The sequence below is a fragment of the Chthoniobacterales bacterium genome (assembly GCA_018883245.1).
In the GTDB taxonomy this organism is placed as follows: domain Bacteria; phylum Verrucomicrobiota; class Verrucomicrobiia; order Chthoniobacterales; family JACTMZ01; genus JACTMZ01.
Map to the genome: position 1 here is coordinate 1 of VEQL01000020.1, position 16,873 is coordinate 16,873.

Sequence of the window (16,873 nt, forward strand, 5' to 3'; positions counted from 1 at the left end):
CGCCGTCCGCACGGAACTTTGCGCGCCTACCGCGGACAACAGCGCTTAAGCGGCACGGAAATCCTCGACCTGCCCGGACGTCAGGACATCACTGCCGACGTGAATTTTGACGATCTGCGGCAATGGGCGCGGGAACTCCGCTGGAGAACCGGCGAAATGAAACCTCTCGAAGATTTCGCGCCAGGCGCACCTGGAGCGCAGGCGTTCCGCTCGTTGATTTTCTCGCGCGACTAAACGCCTGCCGCCTGCTCGCCGAGTTCGCGGCGGATAAAGGTGCGGTTAATCGCGTTGAGGTAAGCGCGGGCGCTGGCTTCGACGACATCGGTGCTTGCGCCTTTGCCGGTGATGAGCCGTCCGTCGCCGAAATCGACCTTGAGCGTCACCTCTCCGAGCGCATCGTGGCCTTGGGTGACAGCCTGCACATTGTATTCCACAAGGTTGCCGGAACGTCCGGCCACGGCATCGATGGCGCGCATGGCGGCATCGACTGCACCATTGCCATCGGCCTCGGCCTGCTTGGGCGCCCCCCCCCGCACGAGCGAAACTTTGGCGTGCGGCTTTTTGCCCGACGCGACCGACACCTCGAGGCTTTCCAGCTGCCAGCCCTCCGACTGCGGCATCATGGAGTCATCGACGATGGCGGAAAGGTCATCGTCATAGACGAATTTCTTTTTGTCCCCGATGTCCTTGAAACGCGTGAAGACGGCACCGATTTCGGCGTCGCTCAATTTGTAGCCGAGGTGCTCGAGACGCGCGGCCATGGCGTGGCGTCCGCTGTGCTTGGTCAGCGGCAACTCCGTGCCGCCCCAACCCACCTCGACCGGGTCCATGATCTCGTAGGTCTCGCGCATCTTGAGCATTCCGTCCTGATGGATGCCGGAGCTGTGCGCGAATGCGTTCTCGCCCACGATGGCTTTGCTGCGCTGCACGTGCAATCCGCTCATGCGGCTGACGATGCGCGACGTTTTCAAAATCTCGCGCGTGTTCACATCCGTGCGCAACTTGCCGAAGACATCGGCCCGCGTCTTGAGCGCCATGATCACCTCTTCCAGGGCGACATTGCCGGCGCGTTCGCCGATGCCGTTGATTGTGCCTTCCACCTGGCGCGCGCCGTTTTGCACGGCGGCCAGCGAGTTGGCCACGGCAAGACCGAGGTCATTGTGGCAATGCACGCTGATGATGGCATCGTCGATGTTGCGGACATTGTCCCTCAGATACTTGATCAATGCTCCGAACTGCTCCGGCACGGCAAACCCGACGGTGTCGGGGATGTTGACCGTCGTGGCACCCGCCGCGATGGCGGTCTCGACAACCTGCGCGAGAAACTCGGGCTCGGTGCGCGACGCATCTTCCGGCGAAAACTCGACATCCTTGTTGTGCGACTTGGCCAGCTTCACGCCCTCGGCGGCAAGACGGAGGATTTCTTCGTGCGCTTTCTTGAGCTTGTGTTCGCGGTGGATTTTCGAGGTGGCGAGAAAAACATGGATGCGTCCGCGTTCGCCGGCGGGTTTGACCGCGGCAGCGGCCGCCTCGATGTCTTTCGTGACGCAGCGCGCGAGGCCGGCGATCACCGGCCCCTTCACCTCCGTGGCAATCCGCTGCACGGCCTCGAAGTCGCCCTCGCTGATCACAGGGAAGCCGGCCTCGATCACGTCCACGTTGAGCCTGGCGAGCTGGCGGGCCACCTCGAGCTTTTCGCGCAAATTCATCGAAGCGCCGGGGCATTGCTCCCCATCGCGCAGCGTGGTGTCGAAGATAATGACTTTGTCGGACATGGGCCCATATTATTAACAGCAAACCGCGCTGAGGGAAACTTGTTGTCACCGACGGCACCCTGCGCGTTAAAGTAAACGGGTGAAGATCGAAAACCTCATCCGTCTGCTGGCCGGCACCGTCGTTCTGGCCGGAACTGCCCTCGGCGCCTTCGTCAACCCTTGGTGGCTGCTTTTACCCGCCTTCGCGGGTTTGAATCTCATTCAATCGGTATTCACCGGATTTTGTCCCCCGAGCATTGTGCTCAGAAAGCTCGGATGGCTCGATGACAGCGGAATGATCCGCCCGGGCAGAACACGCTAAGTCGAAAATTTGGGGGTTACCTTAGCAACGCTCTTAGCGCACAGCGTCAAGGAGAACGCCAGCATTCTTACACGTCATTCGGTGGGTGGACGCGGCAGTCGATCTCCCGGACCTTCGCGACGGCTGTATGTTTCCTTGCGTCCGTCGGGAAACTCGAAGGTCACTGTTCCATCCTTGTTCACGGTGTAGACGATCCTCCGCTCGGGGCCGTTTTCTTCGTAAGTAAGTTCACTGCGGTTGCCTTCGCGAACGAAGTTAGTGATGCGCGCGCCGCGCAGGGGTTGCAACGCAGGACGCACGGGCCGGGCCCGCGGCTGCGGATCCACCTGGCCCTCGCGCTCGTTCACCTCGCCGTGGAACGCACCGATGACGTAGGGATATTTTTCCGACGCGTGGTAGTGGTAGCCAAGAGCCACGGTCGAATGGCCGCCGGCAGAATCGAGGCCCGAAGGCGTTGATCCATCCGGTTCCGCCAGTCCGTAAATCGGATAACCATCCAGCGCGAAGGCGATCGGTTTGCCGCGTCCGACTATCTCCTGCAAATGAAGCGGTGCGATGTGGTAGTGGTAATCGTCGGCGCGGCCGCAATGCCCGCCCCACTTGTCGAGTTCTCCGATCTCGTAGGAGAGCTCACCGCGGTTGTTCTGCGGGTTGAAGATCGGCACGCCGTTGACAGCGAGTGCGATGGCTCCGCGCAGGAAACGGTTCTCGACGGATATCGGTGTCGCGGCCGGAATGGGAGAGAGCGGGATCTGCCAGGCGTTGGCACCCGTGTAGTCCTGCGGCAGCGGCACTTGTTGTTGCCACGCGGTGATACCTGTCATCATGCCGTGTGCGGGAAGTCCGTCGCTCTCGACGAAAAGGAACTTGTCGTCCCAGCGCACTTTGACAGCGGGGGCGAAGGGCGCAAACGAGGCGGCTTGGGGCGGTGCAACAGACGTGATTTGCCCTGCTTCGCCATGTGCGCCCGCGGTGACGAACGCACTTGGATCATGCGCCCGCGCGGTGGAAAATATCAGCACGAAACAAACAAGGACTCTGCCAGGGGCGAATGGCGTGCGGTTTGCTGTTGGCGATGTTCTCATAGTGCGGAGGCGGGTCTTTCGTAGGTCACGCGCAGGGTCGCGCTACCCAAACTTTGTCCTTTCATCGCATCGAGTAGAACTTCCCTCGTTACTTCGTGAGCAGGTTTGTCGATGCCGATCATGGAGGAAAGCGCGTAGACGGTGATGACATAAGTTTTCGGTCCGGGCCCCTTCGAGTGCGGCGGCTCGTAGCCTTGGCGCCCCCGGAATCCAATGCCAACCATACCGGGTGCTTTGCCGTTCTTCTCCAAGCAGGTCACATCCGGAGGAATGTTCCAAATATTCCAATAACTTTTCACGGCGTCGGGCGCCTGGTGATCCATGATCAGGGCGAAGCTTTTCGTGCCGGACGGGGCACCCCTCCATTCGAGCGGAGGCGAAAAACCGCTGCCGTCGCCGGTGCACTCGGCGGGCAACTTGCCGCCGTCGGCGAAATCGGGACTGCTCACGACAAACAACCCATTGGAGGGCGGAACGGGCGATGCAGATGTGGCGCGTTCCGGTCTGCCTCCCCCGCGCGCGGGGGCCGCGGGATCGTAAGCCGGGTTGGGCTCGGTCGGACGCGGTGCCCAGAGCGAACTTTGCCATGCGTGCAGTTTGTCTCGCAATTCCTTGGCGCGCCCGGGTTCTGAAGCCGCGAGGTTCTGCAACTCGCCCGGATCACGCGAAAGATCGTAAAGCTCGCTCTGTCCCGACTCGAAAAATTCCAAAAGCTTCCAATCGCCGGAACGAATCGCGCTGCAGGGAGTTATCGGACCCGAATAAACAGGAAAGTGCCAGAACAGGTCGCGCGTGATGCTCTTTTCTTTGCCGCTAAGCAGCGGCACCAGACTCTTTCCATCGACGGGCATCGACGCGTCGGCACGGAGCCCGGCCCATTCCAGCACGGTCGGAAAAAAGTCCATGCTGAGCACCGGTGTTTCAATTTTTTGTCCGGCGGCGATGCCCGGACCGCTCAAGATGGCCGGAACGCGCAAACCGCCTTGGTAGAGCGTGCCCTTTCCTCCGCGCAATGGCGCAACCGCTTGGCGCACGCCTCCGTTGTCCGAGGTGAAGATGACATACGTGCGATCGGACAAACCCCAATGCTCAAGCCCAGCGAGCAGCCGGCCGATATTGGCATCCATAGCCTCGACTGTCGCGCAAAGGTCAGGCTCCGCTACGCTTCGACGCTGGCGGTATTTGTCGAGCAATTCGGGTTTCGGATCGAACGGCCCGTGCACATCGTGGAAGGCCAGATAAAGAAAAAACGGACGGTCTTTCTCGCGCTTGATCCAATCGAGCGCCGCATCGGTGAGCGCGTCGGAGGTGTAAACTCCGTCTTCGCGATGATAGGCCTCTTTGGCGAACCCCAGATCCGTCGGCTCGACGAAAAGATCGAATCCTTGACCGGTGGGAGCGGAAGGCCCGCTGCGTCCGCGTCCGAGGTTCCACATACCGAACAGGGCCGAGGTGTAGCCCGCCGATTTGAGCGCCTCGGCCAAGGTCACCGTGCCGTCCGGCAAATCGGGGCGCGTCTCGGTCGCGAGGATCTTGTGATGCGGCGATCCCGGCGCATGGCGCGGATCGACGACATTGTAAACTCCGTGCCGCGGCGTGTATTGGCCGGTGAGCAGCGAAGCCCGTGTCGGTGCGCAGGTCGGTGCGCTTGCGCATGCTTGCGTGAATACCGCACCGCTGCGCGCGAGCGCATCAAGGTGCGGCGTATCGACGTTCGTGTTGCCGCAGAAACGCGCGTCGTTCCAACCCATGTCATCGGCGAGGATGATGATGAAGTTGGGGCGCTCCCCCGTCGCACCCCGCGAGGAGCAGGCGAGAAGAAAAATCAGCGCGACCGGCGCGACAATGCGACGCAACGACAGAGGAGAATGGCAGCGGCTACTCATCGGCGGACGGTCGATCGAGTGCCGCCCCCGGCGCGGCGCCCTCCTGCGGCGCGTGCCTTCGCCCGCGGCCGCCCTCTCCACCTTGACCTCGACCGCCTTTGCCTCCCGCACCTTTCATTCTCCACGAACCAAGATTTTTTTTGAGGTCGGAAGTCATCCGTGTCACGCGCTCTGCATCCTGCATGGCCAAGTTGCGGGTTTCGCCCGGATCATCCGCGAGGTTGTAAAGCTCTGCTGGCCCGTCGGGCGACACGATCAATTTCCACGGCGGTTCAAACCACGCCATACTTTTGCTGCCGACGGCGAAGGGGGCCCGAGCCGCCATTCCATCCGCGGCGATCAAGGCAGGCCACATATTCACCCCGTCAAACGCCTTGGCCGGTTGCGGTTTTATACCCGCCGCCGCGGCCAATGTCGGCCAGACATCACCGGCCCACATCCATCCTGCGAATTCGCTGCCGGCGCGGATCGCCGGGGGGTAGCGCAAGGCCGCCGCGGAACGCACGCCTCCCTCGTAAGCCTCCCCTTTGAATCCGCGCAAGGGCGCATTGCTTCCCCCGCGGCCTTCCTGCGCGCCGTTATCGCAGAAGAAGAGAACGATCGTCGAATCGGCAATCTTTTGTTCGTCCAAAGTGTCGAGCACGCGCCCGATGGCGCGGTCCATCGCTTCGACCACAGCATGATAAGCGCCGCCTCGCCCGGCAACTGTCGCGGGCGGTTGCAGCGGGCCGTGCGCCGCGTTGAAAGCAAGATGCAGCAAGAAGGGTTTGTCCGGGTCGCGCTTCTTGATGAGGGAAATCGCCTCATCGGCGAGCAGCTCGGTGGAATATCCTTTTTCCACGACCGCTTGGCCATTGCGCCACCAATCCGGTTTGCCGTTCGCGGGATTCACATGGGCGAAATAATCCACGGCACCGGCGAGAAATCCGTAGAAATGGTCGAAGCCGCGCGAATCAGGATGATATTCGCGTCCGATCAACATGTTGTCGTCGGATCCGCCGAGATGCCATTTGCCGCACATCCACGTCTGGTATCCGGCCGCGCGGAAATCCTCGGGAAAAATCCGGTAATCGAGCGGCAAACCCGAGCGGTTGTTGACACCTGTGCGCGGACAAAACTGCCCCGTGAGGAACGACGCCCGAGTCAGACTGCAAATCGGGTTCACATAAAATCGATCCAACCGTGCGCCGGCCGCGGCGAGCTTGTCGATATTCGGGGTCTTGATCGAAGACCCGTGGAATCCAACGTCGTTCCAACCGATGTCGTCACCCGCGATCGTGATGATGTTCGGACGCTGAGCGGCCGGCGAATCGGAAGCCATCGCCGCGCGGCAGAAAAAGAGAAGAAACGAAACGAATACGATGAAAATTCCCCGTGGCACAAAATATTCAACCCCGCGCCTCGCCACTTGTTGCGAGCCAAAATGCTCGGGGAGAAGCGGAAAGAGTCTTCAACCAATTTCGGCAAACACCGCACCACCCAAAAGTCGCGGGCCTTCGTAGAGCGCGCATATTTGGCCGGGCGCGAGAGCGCGTTGGGGTTCGGAAAAAACAACTTCCGCCGCGTTGGCGCCGCGACGACTGAAATCAATGGCGGCACGCGGGGCGCGGTAGCGGGGGCGCGCTTCGATGCGGGCTTGCGCCGGAAGCTCCGGTCCAGCCGCGCTCAAGTTGGTAAGGATCGCACGTGTGGCATAAAGGCCCTCGGTGTCGGGACGGTCGTAGCCGATGACGAGTTCGTTGGTCGCGACGCGCTTCTCCACTACGACATAAGCAGTCTCGGGCTCGGCCGAGGCGACGCGGATGCCGCGGCGTTGTCCGAGCGTGTAATTGTGCAGTCCGCGATGCTCGCCGAGGACCTGGCCGCTGAGATCGACGATCGGGCCGGGCTTTTCCGGAAGATATTCTTTCAAAAAGTCCTGCATGCGCACCTTGCCGATGAAGCAGATGCCCTGGCTGTCCTTCTTGGACGCCGTGACGAGACCGGCAGTGGCGGCCTTGGCACGCACTTCGCTTTTGAGCAACTCGCCGACGGGAAACCACGCGCGCGCGATTTGCTCCGGCCGCAACATCGCAAGAAAATAGGATTGGTCCTTGCCCGGATCACGTCCCTCAAAAATGCACCGGGCATCGCCAGGACCATCCGCGATGCGCGCGTAATGCCCCGTGCCGATGCCGTCGAACCCTTCGCGCAACGCGAGATCGAGGAAAACACCGAACTTTATTTCGCGGTTGCAATATACGTCGGGATTCGGTGTCACACCCTCGGCGTAGCCTTTGAGCAAATAGTCAACCACGCGCTCGCGATAGTCCCCGATGAGATTCACCACACGGAAAGGTATGCCGAGTTTTTCCGCCACGGCACGCGCGTCGGCCACGTCCTGCTCCCACGGGCACTGACCGAGCGGATCCCACTCGGCCATCCAATTCTTCATGTAGGCGCCTTCGATCTCGTGCCCCTGCTCCTTGAGCAAAAGCGCGGCCACGGAGCTGTCCACCCCGCCCGACATGGCGACAAGAATCCGGGCCATGACGGAATCAGCGCGCCGCACGAACCGCGGCGGCAACGGCTTTAACGCGATCGAGATCGACCGGACCCGACCAGTGACCGCTCTTTTTCAATGCGGAACCCACGATAACAGCGTCGGCATGTTGCAACATTGTGGCCGCGTTTTCCGCGGTCACCCCGGAACCCACGATCACCGGCAATTCGGTCGCGCCGTGCGCCGACAAAAGATCTGCCTCCGAGGTTTCGCGACCCGTGGCTGCACCGGTGACGACCACCGCATCGGCTCCGAAAAATTCGGCGGCTTTCACTGTTTCAGCAAGGCTGACATCGGCGGTCATCGCGTGCGAGGCATGCTTCTTCTTTACATCAGTCCAGATGGCGATGCGCTCGGCGCCGATTTGCTTGCGGTAGCGCAGCAGCGGACCCGCGCAGGCGTCCATCCACCCCTCGTCGGCCACGTGGCCGAAGACGAATCCCTCGGCGCGGATGAAATCCATCCCGGCGACCAAAGCGACAGCCAGCGCCTCCTCGTTGGCGCCGGCCAAGATCTGCACACCACAGGGCAGATCAATTGCGTCTTGGATCGCACGGCAAACTGCGGTCATGGAAGCGATGACTTCCGGCCCGACCTCGCGCAGCAGGTAGGGAAGGTCATGCATGTTCTCAACGAGGATGGCGTCGCAACCACCCTCGGCCAGCGCCCACGTCTCCTGCACCGCCGCGCGGACCAGTTCGTCGACCGTTTGCGACGCCCGCGGTGTGCCGGGCAACGCCCCGACATGGACCATGCCAATGAGGGCTTTGGGCGGGAGTGTGACGGAGGCCATAAGAGTGAAGATTTTTTATTCTGGGGGGTTTCGACCCTCGGCCGCGAACAATTCGCGCAGAAAATACAAATCTCCCTGATCTTTGGGCCGCATCGAGCGACTTTTCATGCGCCATAGGAGGTCGGGGTTGGCGAAGGGAATTTTCACACCATCGAGTTCGCGCACATGGACGTGACCCTTCGCTTCCTCGTAGCTGATGCCGCTGGCTTTGGCCATGAGATCGACCAGAACTTCATCGGCAACACGAACCACCGTGAACTTTTCGACATCACCTGCGTCGAGTTCCCGCACCGCGCCATCCGGAAGCGTGGCCAGCGCCTCAAAAACTTTCACTTCGTTGTCGGCAGCAGAGTCAACGAGCAAGTCGATGTCGCCGGTAGTGCGGGAATAACCAGCCTCAATGACAGCAAATCCACCAACCACGACATATTTGGCCCCCAAACGGTTTAGCTCGCGGCAGAGGCTGACTACGTCCTCTTGTTGCGGAGGTCGCGGGATCAGCTCCGGGGCCTCGTCATGTAGTGCATCATCCATGCATCGGCCTCTTCGAAGGAGCGGAATTTGAAAACGCCCTTGGGAAAACGGGGAAACCCGGCCTCCTCGCGGATCCGGGCCAGCGACTTCTGGAGGCCGAGCCCGTAGACCAGAGAATCCTTGATCTTCCGCCGGCCCACGGTCTTGCCGATTTTTTCGTCGATGTTCACCACTGGATCCATGGATTCAGATTAAACTGGCGAATGCAGCGTGACAACCACCCTCATGAACGCTTCAAACGTGACACGTTCCGAACCCAGTAAAAAATTTTCCTTAAGAAATCCCGCCGTGAAGCGTTGACTCGGCAGAAACCGCATGTCCCCGGAAGAAATCATCACTGGTGCGCTGGACCGCTACGAGCGGCCGCTGATCAGCTATGCGAAGGAGATCACGGGTGATCTGGAGTCGGCGCGCGATGCGGTGCAGGAAACCTTCCTCCGACTAAGCCGGCAGGATGTGGCCAAGCTGGAACCCCGTTTGAGACCGTGGCTTTTCTTGGTCTGCCGAAACTGCGCTTTGGATCATCGGCGCAAGATTTTGAAGTTCAGTGCCGATCCTATCGAGGACAACGACCAAGCTAGTGATGATCCGGCTCCCGATATCCGGGTCATCGCTAACGAGGAAGGAAACCGGCTGCGAGAGTTGGTGGCGGGCTTGCCGCTCCAACAAAGGGAATTAGTGAAACTGAAATTCGAAGCGGGCCTCAGCTACAGGGAAATGGCCGAGGCGCTCAAAACCAGCGTGTCAACCGTTGGCGTGCAACTGCATGAGGCGATGCTGACGCTTCGGCGCCAATGGAACCGCGGAACCACGGAGACAGCGGCATCATGAACGATCCACGCATCACAGCCTATGCTCTCGGCGAGCTCGAGGGACGCGAACGCGAGCAATTCGAGCGCGAGTTGGCCCAGTCTGCGCAAATGCAAGAGGAACTGGCCACAGTCACGCAACTCACGGAGTCCCTCGGGAAATTGCCCGGAAATCAGGAAGAATTGGAGAGCGTCCAGCGAGCCACCCTGATCGCACGCTGCAAACAAAACCAGCAGGCACGGCAACGCCATAAGAAAATCGTGCGCGAGATCTTTCGATTCACACTCGGCGCCGCTGCAGCAATCGTGGCTCTTCCGGTTGGGTTTCTCCTCATTCTGTTGGCGCTGGCGCAATTTGGCGTTTTTATACCGATAGGAAGTTTTGGTCCCGGTCCGTGGGCGAATGCCTCATACTACCCCGGCCAAGATGAGCGGGGCACAGTGGACCAAATGGCACATGCCCAGCCGGAGCGTCTTGTCGCGCAGGCCGAGCTACTGGCAGCCAACGGGGTCGTGGTCAGCCCAGCATCGGAAATGTTCACTAACATGACCATTACTGTGACCAACATCTGCATCACTGACACTTTTGTAAGTGAGGAAGCGCAACAGGCTCCCTCCCCCAGAAGCGACGCTCTAATTGCCGGTGCCGATCCGTCATCTCCGAGGGTTATGAGGCAACGTGCCCTCAAGCCAGAGATAGCGCAGCAAGCGGCACTGCAAAGCAAAGTCGAGCAAGTCCGCGACCGCTCGGCCGAGTGGAACACCGAGGGCTACAACGCAATCAAAGAAAACGCCTTCCTCGACGCAAAGCAGAACCCGCTCTCGACCTTCTCGATCGACGTGGACACCGCGAGCTACTCGAACGTGCGCCGCTTCCTGCGTGAAGGTGCAACTCCCCCTGCCGGCGCAATCCGCACCGAGGAGTTAATCAACTACTTCACCTACAACTATCCGCAACCCACGGACAGCGCGCCGTTCTCCGTGAACCTCGAATTAGCGACGGCGCCGTGGGACACAAAGCGCGAACTGGTGCGCATCGGAATCAAAGGCAAAGCACTGCCGCCCAGCGAACGCGTTCCTGCGAACCTCGTTTTCCTCGTGGACGTGTCGGGATCGATGGACGAAGCGAACAAGCTCCCGCTCCTGCAGCGCAGCCTGCGCGCACTCGTTGAAAATCTGGCCGACAACGACCGCGTGGCAATCGTCGTCTATGCGGGGTCATCCGGGCTCGTATTGCCCTCGACCCCGGGCACGAAGAAGCACGATATCCTCGCTGTGCTCGACAACCTCAGCGCCGGCGGCAGCACGCACGGGAGCGAGGGCATCAAACTTGCCTACGAGACAGCGCGCAAAAACTTCCTCAAGGAGGGAACAAACCGCGTCATCCTTTGCACCGACGGCGATTTCAATGTGGGTGTGACCGACCAGAGCGAACTGCAAAAGCTCATCGAACGCGAGCGTGCGTCGGGCGTGTTTCTGTCCGTGCTCGGGTTCGGCACGGGCAATGTGAAAGACTCGACCATGGAGTTGCTCGCGGACAAAGGCAACGGCAACTACGCCTACATCGACTCGATCAACGAGGGCCGCAAGGTGCTCGTGGAGCAGATGGGCTCGACACTTTTCACCATCGCGAAAGACGTGAAGATCCAGGTGGAGTTCAATCCGGCGCGCGTGGCGGGATACCGTCTCATCGGCTACGAGAACCGGCTGCTCGCGAAGGAGGATTTTAACGACGACAAGAAAGACGCGGGCGAAATCGGCGCGGGACACACGGTGACCGCACTCTACGAAATCATCCCCGCGGGCCAGAAAATCCCCGGCGACCCATCGGTCGATCCGCTCAAATACCAAAAGCCCGAGCCTGTCGCGTCCGACGTGCCGGACTCCGGCGAACTCCTCACGGTCAAACTCCGCTACAAGCAACCGGATGGCGACAAGAGCCAACTCATCGCAGTGCCGCTACCTGCACCCGAACAAGTGAGAGCCTTCGACCAAGCCTCAACAGATTTCCGCTTCGCCGCCGCCGTGGCCGCCTTTGGCATGAAGCTGCGCGGCTCGCCCGATGCAGGAACCATCACATGGGACGAGATCCTGAAAATTGCGCGCGGCGCGCTCGGTGACGACCCCGGCAGCTATCGCGCCGAGTTCCTAACACTCGTGGAAAGCGCGAAGAAACTCTCCCCAGCGACTTCGAACAAGGAATAGACGCAAGCGAGCCTCTCCTTGTTGCGTGCCCGCGTTGAGGCCGCTTCGGATGGCCATCCCGAATAAGCTTTCACACAACGACGTCAATCTATGGTGCGTTTCGCAAGTGGATGACGTTGCACGGGTGAAATCCTCGGGACCAAAAGATTCGTCCTAAGAAAAAGGGCAGCCGGGCGTTGTTCTCTTGGAAGGCGGAAAGAACCGCTTTCATCAAAACAACCAACCCATGAAAAAAAATCTCGCTTTGCTGTTTCTGTGCCCGGCCGCCCTGTGGGCGAATCCGGGATTGACCATATACAACCAAGGCTTCGCCGCCGTGCGGGACTCGGTGGCACTGGACTTGAAGAAGGGCACAAACAGCATCGTTTATGACGGAGCCACCCTTCTGCTCGAACCCGATTCCGTGATCCTGCGGGGGAAGGCCGGCACGCCGCTGAACATTCTGGAGCAAAACTACCGGAATGATCCTGTCACCCAGAGACTGCTGCTTTCATTGTTCGAGGGGCAGGAATTGGACTTCATTGTCCGCGAAAACGAAAAACCCGATCGCGTGGTTCGGGGGAAGGTAATCCGATCGGGGTCCGGTGAGGGTGCGAGTTACTCTTACCGTGGCGACACAATCGCGCCGGTAGGCCCGAGCCAGCCGATTGTCGAGGTGGATGGCAAGGTCAGGTTCAGTCTCCCGGGGGAGCCTGTTTTCCCTTCGTTGGGCGACGACACGATCTTGAAGCCAAAGCTGGCTTGGCAGATCGAGGCAACAAAGCCGCAGCAGCTCGAGGCCGAGCTTGGCTATGTCACAGGTGGTCTGGCTTGGGAAGCGAGCTACAACATCGTTGCGCCGGAAAAAGGCAATGTGGTTGATGTGATCGGCTGGGTGACCATGCAGAACAACTGCGGTCGCGATTTCGCCGATGCCAGCATCAAACTTCTCGCCGGCGATGTGAACCGCGTCGGGCCTCAGTATGACACGCGCGAATGGAACCGACCTCGCATGATGGCAATGCAGATGGCCATGCAGGATCCGCAATATGTGAAGGAAAAGACATTCGACGAATACCATCTCTATACGCTCGAGCGGCCCGTGACGTTGAGGAACATGGAAACAAAGCAAGTGGAATTTGTCCGGGCCACGGGCGTCCAAACCGAGACGGTCTACATCTATGACGGCGTGATGACCGATTGGGACCGCTACAGAGGACACGGCAGCGCAAACCTGAGCGACAACGATGAACTGGGCGTTCAAAGTTCCACGACCGTCAAGGTCTTGCGCGAGTTCATGAACTCGCAGAAAAACAACCTCGGGGTCCCGTTACCCCGGGGAAAAATCCGCTTCTACCGGGCCGACGGCAGCAACCTCGAATTCACCGGCGAAAATCTCATAGGCCACACCCCGAAGGACGAACTGGTCAAAGTTTATACAGGCGAGGCTTTTGACATAACGGGCGAGCGGAAGCGCACGGACTTCAACGTGGATAGTGCCAACCACCATATCAGCGAGAGTTTCGAGATTGTGCTGCATAACCACAAAAAGGAACCGGTCAATGTGCGCGTGGTTGAGCACCTCTACCGTTGGCACAACTGGGACATCACGCAGAAGAACGCCGATTTCATCAAGATCGACCCGGGGCAAATCCAATTCCGCGTGGATGTTCCAGCAGAAGGCGAGAGGAAGTTGAACTACACGGTGGTTTACACATGGTAATTAAACCCTGCATTCGCACCGCCCTCTGCAGCTTGGCCGTTTCCACTGTCCTGATGGGGGCGGCCGCAGCATCGGAGGCAACCGGCATCAAAACGGATGCCGATCGTCCCCAAAACGTAGCAGACCAAAGCTCGGAACAATTACGATTCGGTCACGTCTTCCTAGCAAACGAAACCGGCAGAACTGTGCAATTTCCGAGAAGTGCGCATGGTTTGAGTCTGGTATGCGAGGCACTGGCTGCGGACGGACAATGGCACACGGTCGCCACCCTTGAAGCCCCATTGGCAACATCGAAGCCCGCATCGCTCCATCAAGGCGAAATCTGGCAATTCATTGTTCCGCTGCCTCAAGGACCGCTACACACCAAAGTGCGCTTTGTCACCAAAGGAATCGGCGCAACATTTTGCTCCGCACTGTTCGATGCGACTATCGACCCCTCCCTCTTCGACCGACCGTCAAGGAGCAGTTGCTACTTGGCGCGGTTACGGGTGCAACCCAACCAAAAAGCCACAAAAGCAACTCTTGCCCGAAAGTGAATTGCTCCTACCCATGTAGAAACCTTATTTGACCACCTCCTGCATGTGTGATGCGATCCGCCAACTTCCCCCTTGCCCTGCGGGCGCTTTCGGCTATGCTCCTCCGTTCCTGATATGACCAAGACAGCAGCAAGCAGCGTGGCGCTGCATGACAAAGACACCGGAAGCGCGGATGTGCAGATCGCGCGTCTGACCGAGCGCATCAATCTTTTGACCGAGCATCTGAAGGGGCACGCCAAGGACCATTCCTCGCGTCGCGGACTTCTGAAAATGGTGGCCCGCCGCCGCAGCCTTCTGGATTATCTGAAGGACACGGCCAGCGAGCGCTACGCCAAGCTCATCGACAGCCTCAATCTTCGCAAATAGCCGGCGCCTTCGCGCCGGTTATCTGCATGAACCAAAAGAAACGTCCGACCCCGCCCATCATGCCGCAGCCTGGGATCCAGGCCTCCATGTCCGGAGCCTTGTATCCTGTGCTTTGGGATGATGCGGGGCAGGCGGTTCGACCAACCAACAACCCGTAACACACCATATGTCACATACCATCGTCTCGGGCCAAATCGGCCAGAATGAGATAACGTTCGAAACCGGCAAAATCGCCAAACTCGCCGACGGGGCCGTCATGGTCCGCACCGGCGAGACCATCATCCTCGCCAGCGCAGTCTCCGCGACCAAACTCCGCGAGGGGCAGGACTTCTTCCCGCTCACCGTCGATTACAAGGAAAAGGCCGCGGCAGCGGGCAAATTCCCCGGCGGATACTTCAAACGCGAGGGACGTCCGACCGAAAAAGAAACCCTCACCGCGCGCATGACCGACCGTCCGCTGCGCCCGTTGTTCCCGAAGGATTATTTCTTCGAAACGCAGATCATCAGCCTTCTGCTCAGCGCGGACGGCGAGAATGACGCGGACATCCTGAGCATCAACGGCGCATCCGCCGCGCTCACCGTTTCCGACATTCCGTTCAACGGCCCGATCGGCGCGGTGCGCATCGGACGCGTCAACGGCCAGTTCGTCATCAACCCGACGCACGCGCAGCGCGAGCAGAGCGACCTCGACCTTGTCTATGTCGGCAAGGAAAACGAAGTCATCATGATCGAAGGCGCCTGCGACGAATTGCCCGAGGCCGACTTCAAAGCGGCCCTCGATTTTGCACAGGAGCCCGTCAAAAAGCTCATCGCCATGCAGCGCGAACTCGCGCAAAAAGGCGGCAAGCCCAAGCGCGACTACGCGCCGCTCAAGGTCGATGATGCGTTGCTCGAAATCGCCTACAGCGTGGCAGGCGACCGCATCGAGGCCGCTCTTTACACCAGCGGCAAAGTCAATCGCGCCAAAGCCGTCGATGCCCTGCGCAAGGAAGTCGAGGCCGCGATCAAAGAAAAATTCCCCGAAGCCACGCCGTTCGCCATCGGGCAGGCCTTCGATTACCTGCAGAAGAAAGCCTTCCGCATCAGCATCCTCGACCGCAAACAGCGCTGCGACGGACGCGGATTGCACGACCTCCGTCCACTCACGGCCGAAGTCGGGATGCTCCCGCGCGCCCACGGCTCCGCGCTCTTCGCCCGCGGCGAGACGCAGGCCATGGCCCTGGCGACCCTCGCGCCGGCCGACGAAGCGCAGAATCTCGACAACTACACCGGAGGCGACGCGATCAAGCGCTTCATCCTGCACTACAACTTCCCGCCGTTCAGCGTGGGTGAAACGGGACGCTTCGGCGGCATGAACCGCCGCGAAATCGGACACGGCGCGCTCGCCGAGCGTTCCGTCCTGCCGGTCATTCCGCCGGAAAACGAATTCCCCTACGCCATCCGCGTGACCAGCGAAGTGATGGAGTCCAACGGCTCGACATCCATGGCCAGCGTTTGCTCCGGCGTGCTCGCACTCATGGACGCCGGCGTGCCGATCAAGCGACCCGTGGCCGGCATTTCCGTCGGCCTCGTGACCGAGTTCGATGACAGCGGCGCGATGAAGCGCCACACCACGCTCACCGACATCCTCGGCTCCGAGGACCACTTCGGCGACATGGACTTCAAACTCTGCGGCACGGAAAAAGGCGTCACCGGCTTCCAACTCGACCTCAAACTTCCGGGCCTCAGCCTCGATATCCTCAAGAAGGCGATCGACGAAGCCACCGAAGCCCGCGGCAAAATCCTGCAGGTCATGAACGCGTCGCTCGCTTCGCATCGCACCGAAATGAGCCCGTATGCCCCGCGCATCGAAACGCTCAAGATCCCCGTCGACAAGATCGGTCTTCTCATCGGTCCCGGCGGCAAGACGATCAAGGGAATCGTTGCGGAGACCGGCGCCGAGATCAACATCGAGGACGACGGTTCGGTCCACATTTACTCGAGCAATGGCGACAGCCTGCGCCGCGCCAAGGAAATCATCTCCGGCATGACCAAGGAAATCGAAGTCGGCGAGACCTACCAGGGCACGGTCGTCACGATCAAAGACTTCGGCTGCTTCGTCGAGGTCCTGCCCGGCAAGGACGGCCTCGTTCATATCTCCGAATTGGCCGACTTCCGCGTGAACAAAGTCGAGGACGTCGTCAAAGTCGGCGACTCGATCTGGGTCAAATGCATCGGCGTGGACGACCGCGGCAAAGTCAAACTCAGCCGCAAAGCGGCGATGAAAGATCGCGACAACGGCGCAGTGCCGGCCGACGCGTAATTCCCGTTTGCAGCGGCGCCGCCCACGGCGCTCGCGG

At 60.2% G+C, this 16,873-nt stretch carries 16 protein-coding genes; 8 read left to right on the forward strand and 8 right to left on the reverse strand.

Going from position 1 to position 16,873, the window contains the following annotated elements; genetic code table 11:
* Positions 1–234: hypothetical protein (locus tag FGM15_08105; protein MBU3665820.1), on the forward strand; the 234-nt coding region annotated here is incomplete at its 5' end.
* Here the strand turns inward: FGM15_08105 and FGM15_08110 are convergent.
* A complete protein-coding gene (locus FGM15_08110) occupies positions 231–1,775 on the reverse strand; it encodes a 2-isopropylmalate synthase (GenBank protein ID MBU3665821.1) in 1,545 nt (514 codons plus the stop codon). The two genes, FGM15_08105 and FGM15_08110, sit on opposite strands and share 4 nt — an antisense overlap.
* 79 nt (positions 1,776–1,854) lie before the next feature.
* Here FGM15_08110 and FGM15_08115 point away from each other — a divergent pair, with 79 nt between their 5' ends.
* Entirely contained in the window at positions 1,855–2,076 is a 222-nt protein-coding gene (locus FGM15_08115; protein MBU3665822.1) for a DUF2892 domain-containing protein, read from the forward strand.
* A gap of 74 nt (positions 2,077–2,150) precedes the next feature.
* Here FGM15_08115 and FGM15_08120 read toward each other — a convergent pair whose 3' ends face one another.
* From FGM15_08120 to FGM15_08150, 7 genes are all read right to left on the reverse strand, one after another.
* Positions 2,151–3,161 carry a YHYH protein gene (locus FGM15_08120; GenBank protein ID MBU3665823.1) on the reverse strand — a complete coding sequence of 337 codons (1,011 nt, stop codon included), beginning with the start codon at positions 3,159–3,161 and terminating at the stop codon, positions 2,151–2,153.
* On the reverse strand, positions 3,158–5,047 hold the full coding sequence (locus tag FGM15_08125) for a DUF4976 domain-containing protein (protein ID MBU3665824.1): 1,890 nt from the start codon (positions 5,045–5,047) through the stop codon (positions 3,158–3,160). Before FGM15_08125 ends, FGM15_08120 begins: the two co-directional genes overlap by 4 nt.
* Positions 5,040–6,428 (reverse strand): arylsulfatase, encoded by a 1,389-nt coding sequence (locus FGM15_08130; protein ID MBU3665825.1) that lies wholly within the window; start codon positions 6,426–6,428, stop codon positions 5,040–5,042. The genes FGM15_08125 and FGM15_08130 overlap by 8 nt, the downstream gene beginning before the upstream one ends.
* Before the next feature lie 69 nt (positions 6,429–6,497).
* Positions 6,498–7,577: a tRNA 2-thiouridine(34) synthase MnmA gene (gene mnmA, locus FGM15_08135; GenBank protein ID MBU3665826.1), complete on the reverse strand. Its 1,080-nt coding sequence runs from the start codon at positions 7,575–7,577 to the stop codon at positions 6,498–6,500.
* Between the two features lie 7 nt (positions 7,578–7,584).
* On the reverse strand, positions 7,585–8,382 hold the full coding sequence (locus tag FGM15_08140; protein MBU3665827.1) for a BtpA/SgcQ family protein: 798 nt from the start codon (positions 8,380–8,382) through the stop codon (positions 7,585–7,587).
* Positions 8,383–8,397: 15 nt separating this feature from the next.
* Complete coding sequence (locus FGM15_08145) at positions 8,398–8,916, reverse strand: hypothetical protein (protein MBU3665828.1); 519 nt, start codon at positions 8,914–8,916, stop codon at positions 8,398–8,400.
* Positions 8,880–9,098 (reverse strand): hypothetical protein, encoded by a 219-nt coding sequence (locus tag FGM15_08150; protein MBU3665829.1) that lies wholly within the window; start codon positions 9,096–9,098, stop codon positions 8,880–8,882. Before FGM15_08150 ends, FGM15_08145 begins: the two co-directional genes overlap by 37 nt.
* 133 nt (positions 9,099–9,231) lie before the next feature.
* Here FGM15_08150 and FGM15_08155 point away from each other — a divergent pair, with 133 nt between their 5' ends.
* The 6 genes from FGM15_08155 (at position 9,232) to FGM15_08180 (ending at position 16,836) form a co-directional block, all read left to right on the forward strand.
* Complete coding sequence (locus FGM15_08155; protein ID MBU3665830.1) at positions 9,232–9,747, forward strand: sigma-70 family RNA polymerase sigma factor; 516 nt, start codon at positions 9,232–9,234, stop codon at positions 9,745–9,747.
* Positions 9,748–10,259: 512 nt separating this feature from the next.
* On the forward strand, positions 10,260–11,930 hold the full coding sequence (locus FGM15_08160) for a VWA domain-containing protein (protein MBU3665831.1): 1,671 nt from the start codon (positions 10,260–10,262) through the stop codon (positions 11,928–11,930).
* 226 nt (positions 11,931–12,156) lie between these two features.
* Positions 12,157–13,632 carry a hypothetical protein gene (locus FGM15_08165; protein MBU3665832.1) on the forward strand — a complete coding sequence of 492 codons (1,476 nt, stop codon included), beginning with the start codon at positions 12,157–12,159 and terminating at the stop codon, positions 13,630–13,632.
* Positions 13,626–14,168 carry a hypothetical protein gene (locus FGM15_08170; GenBank protein ID MBU3665833.1) on the forward strand — a complete coding sequence of 181 codons (543 nt, stop codon included), beginning with the start codon at positions 13,626–13,628 and terminating at the stop codon, positions 14,166–14,168. The genes FGM15_08165 and FGM15_08170 overlap by 7 nt, the downstream gene beginning before the upstream one ends.
* A gap of 114 nt (positions 14,169–14,282) precedes the next feature.
* The gene (gene rpsO, locus FGM15_08175; GenBank protein MBU3665834.1) at positions 14,283–14,534 is read left to right on the forward strand and encodes a 30S ribosomal protein S15; all 252 of its coding nucleotides are present in this window, start codon (positions 14,283–14,285) and stop codon (positions 14,532–14,534) included.
* A 166-nt stretch (positions 14,535–14,700) separates the two neighbouring features.
* Positions 14,701–16,836, forward strand: coding sequence for a polyribonucleotide nucleotidyltransferase (locus FGM15_08180; protein MBU3665835.1), 2,136 nt, complete (start codon positions 14,701–14,703; stop codon positions 16,834–16,836).
* Positions 16,837–16,873: the final 37 nt, after the last annotated feature.

Coding starts and splice junctions, on each gene's coding strand:
- FGM15_08170 (MBU3665833.1), top strand. CDS start 13,626: ATGGTAATTAAACCCTGCATTCGCACCGCCCTCTGCAGCTTGGCCGTT.
- FGM15_08165 (MBU3665832.1), top strand. CDS start 12,157: ATGAAAAAAAATCTCGCTTTGCTGTTTCTGTGCCCGGCCGCCCTGTGG.
- FGM15_08160 (MBU3665831.1), top strand. CDS start 10,260: ATGTTCACTAACATGACCATTACTGTGACCAACATCTGCATCACTGAC.
- FGM15_08150 (MBU3665829.1), bottom strand. CDS start 9,098: ATGGATCCAGTGGTGAACATCGACGAAAAAATCGGCAAGACCGTGGGC.
- FGM15_08110 (MBU3665821.1), bottom strand. CDS start 1,775: ATGTCCGACAAAGTCATTATCTTCGACACCACGCTGCGCGATGGGGAG.
- FGM15_08125 (MBU3665824.1), bottom strand. CDS start 5,047: ATGAGTAGCCGCTGCCATTCTCCTCTGTCGTTGCGTCGCATTGTCGCG.
- FGM15_08180 (MBU3665835.1), top strand. CDS start 14,701: ATGTCACATACCATCGTCTCGGGCCAAATCGGCCAGAATGAGATAACG.
- rpsO (MBU3665834.1), top strand. CDS start 14,283: ATGACCAAGACAGCAGCAAGCAGCGTGGCGCTGCATGACAAAGACACC.
- FGM15_08140 (MBU3665827.1), bottom strand. CDS start 8,382: ATGGCCTCCGTCACACTCCCGCCCAAAGCCCTCATTGGCATGGTCCAT.
- FGM15_08145 (MBU3665828.1), bottom strand. CDS start 8,916: ATGGATGATGCACTACATGACGAGGCCCCGGAGCTGATCCCGCGACCT.
- FGM15_08120 (MBU3665823.1), bottom strand. CDS start 3,161: ATGAGAACATCGCCAACAGCAAACCGCACGCCATTCGCCCCTGGCAGA.
- FGM15_08155 (MBU3665830.1), top strand. CDS start 9,232: ATGTCCCCGGAAGAAATCATCACTGGTGCGCTGGACCGCTACGAGCGG.
- mnmA (MBU3665826.1), bottom strand. CDS start 7,577: ATGGCCCGGATTCTTGTCGCCATGTCGGGCGGGGTGGACAGCTCCGTG.